Raw genomic sequence first — 2,375 nt, forward strand, 5'->3', positions numbered from 1 at the left:
ATGGCTACGCTACAAAGGCTATTGCGGTTACCGCTTGCCTAAACCCACACCAATAAAAGATCCGTGCACCAACGCCATTCGAACCGCGTGTCATCGGGCGCCAGAGAGTGCGCAACCGCTCGCATTTCCTTGTTCGGCTCGACTGCGAATCCGCGGATATCCTGGTCAGCGAAGGATCTTAGCAAATTCCCAGTCCCTGCGCCGAGCTCAACAATCTTCACGGTGCCGAACTGACCGCGTATTGTGTTGATGAGAGACGAAAGCACAACATGCGAATAGGGTGGGTTCTGACTATAGTCAGCGGCGCTGAGAGAGAAATCACCCCATGCTGACCGAGCTGCAACTTCGTTCATAGCAAATCCTCCTCTGCAGGACGTGGTGTCAGTTGAACGCCCATGGCTTGGCTAACGAGAATGGCGGATGAAACTGCGCTAAACGCGGTGATCACCAAATACGTCGCCCGTCTAGGGGCGGGTACCTTCATGCGGAAGCTGGGGATGAATCCGACGTCTGACAACAGAACCGCCGACCCCCCCATCATCTCATCGAAGGGAGCCACTGCGGCCACATCCGTCGCTTCCCCCAATCAGCAGGTAGCGCACCAGGCTGCCGAGACGCGAGAAGCAATGCGGTAGAACGCCTTTCATGTTCCGGGAGGGGATCTTCCTTCCGCCCGGAACTTCAACGGCAGCATATGGAGTATTCCACATTTCAGTTAGGGGCTGGGACATGGGGCGCCTCCTTCTGAAGAGTTGGTTCTGACAGCGCCGAAAGATGCCACACCCTCGCCGCTCGGCCCATAGCATCTACTCAGGGGGCACCACGCAGTCGCTGCAACCGGACTGACTCACAGCGAATTTTGAAGAAGCCCACGACATCGGACATCCGGACAGCGCGGATAGCAGCCGAATGACGCGTGAATTCCGCTCGTCGCGGAGGAATTCTGCCCGCCATTCCTGGGAAGACGGTTGCAACCGACACTACTGCCGGGTTTGTCGGGTGAGCGACACGGGCTGTTCGGCTTGGCTCCCGCTCCCACCATCACTCAAGTCATTGAATAATATCGAAAACGCTTTTTCTGAGGCTTTTCCTGCGCAGTTGGCACGACTTTTGAAACTTCCTCCTAGCTAGAAAGGCGGCAGAAGCTGCCGAGCGATTTCATGTCGTGGTTGATATCGCGATCGATGGAATGAAGGGAAGAAAGCGGCATGTCATTTCTGCGTCGGGTGCGCATACTATCGGAAAACGGGCATCACCTGCGGAATCCGGGCGGCAATGCAAGCGAAGGTATATCTACGCTTCGTGACCTCATTTGCATCCGTGACGGACCGTCATTCCTTATGGAAGCCCATGACGCGCTCTCCGCGGCGATCGCGCAGCGGGCCGGTTTCAAGGCGCTTTGGGCGTCCGGCCTCTCGATCTCCTCCAGCCTCGGCTACCGCGATGCGAATGAGGCCTCTTGGACCCAGGTGGTCGACGTCGTGGAACGGATTGCCGACGCAGCGGAAATTCCAATCCTCGTCGACGGAGACAGCGGATTCGGCAATTTCAACAACGCCCGTCTGGTCGCTCGCAAGCTGCAGCAGCACGGCGCGAGCGGCGTTTGTCTCGAAGACGCCGCGTTCCCGAAGATGAACTCCTTCTTCGGCGACCGCCATCCGCTGGCGGACATCGGCGAGTTCTGCGGTCGCCTGAAGGCCGTCAAGGACCTGGTTCCGGATCCAGAGTTCATTCTCGTCGCTCGAACCGAAGCGCTGATCGCCGGATATTGCCAGCACGAGGCGCTTGCACGAGCGCACGCCTATGCGGACGCCGGCGCTGATGCAATCTTGATCCACTCCCGCAAGTCCGACGCGGAAGAGATCTTCACCTTCGCGCGAGCTTGGCAGAACCGCCTTCCTGTTGTGATCGTGCCGACGAAATACTACCGCACGCCGGTCGCCGAGTATCGCGCCGCACGTATCTCGACGGTGATCTGGGCAAACCACAATTTGCGCGCTGCGATCGCCGCGATGCGTCAGGTGTGCGACCGCATCATCCAGCAAGAGAGCATTGCCGGTATCGAAGGTGAAGTCGCCACGCTCGACGAGCTGTTCGAACTGATGAACTACGGCGAGCTCTCAGCGGCAGAAGAGAAATACTTTCCGCGTGCAGTGGACTGCCAAGCATAGCCGCGGCAAGCGGTTCCGTCGAAAAGCATGGATGGAGATGCGCATGTTGGCGCAACGGACAAACTTGTTCAAATCGTCGGGGACCGCGGCCGCCCGCGCCGCGGCGAAGGCTGCGACTGATGCCGGAATGGAGATTGTTGATCTCACGGCCGGCGAGATCTGGAGCGATCTGGCACCGACGATCCGGGACGGAGCGATCGAGGC

The 2,375-nt window shown here is 58.8% G+C and carries 2 protein-coding genes and 1 pseudogene; 2 read left to right on the forward strand and 1 reads right to left on the reverse strand.

What is annotated here, in order from left to right; all coding sequences use genetic code 11:
• Positions 1–38: 38 nt before the first annotated feature.
• Positions 39–353, reverse strand: a complete 315-nt coding sequence (locus AC0L3D_RS36395) for a hypothetical protein (protein WP_473647499.1) — start codon at positions 351–353, stop codon at positions 39–41.
• A gap of 855 nt (positions 354–1,208) precedes the next feature.
• Here AC0L3D_RS36395 and aepX point away from each other — a divergent pair.
• Both aepX and AC0L3D_RS36405 read left to right on the forward strand, forming a co-directional pair.
• Positions 1,209–2,171 carry a phosphoenolpyruvate mutase gene (gene aepX, locus AC0L3D_RS36400; protein WP_473505366.1) on the forward strand — a complete coding sequence of 321 codons (963 nt, stop codon included), beginning with the start codon at positions 1,209–1,211 and terminating at the stop codon, positions 2,169–2,171.
• Positions 2,172–2,214: 43 nt separating this feature from the next.
• Positions 2,215–2,375, forward strand: a pseudogene (locus AC0L3D_RS36405) (aspartate aminotransferase); the annotation flags it as partial.

Source organism: Mesorhizobium sp. WSM4837, from assembly GCF_055811435.1.

Coding starts and splice junctions, on each gene's coding strand:
- AC0L3D_RS36395 (WP_473647499.1), bottom strand. CDS start 353: ATGAACGAAGTTGCAGCTCGGTCAGCATGGGGTGATTTCTCTCTCAGC.
- aepX (WP_473505366.1), top strand. CDS start 1,209: ATGTCATTTCTGCGTCGGGTGCGCATACTATCGGAAAACGGGCATCAC.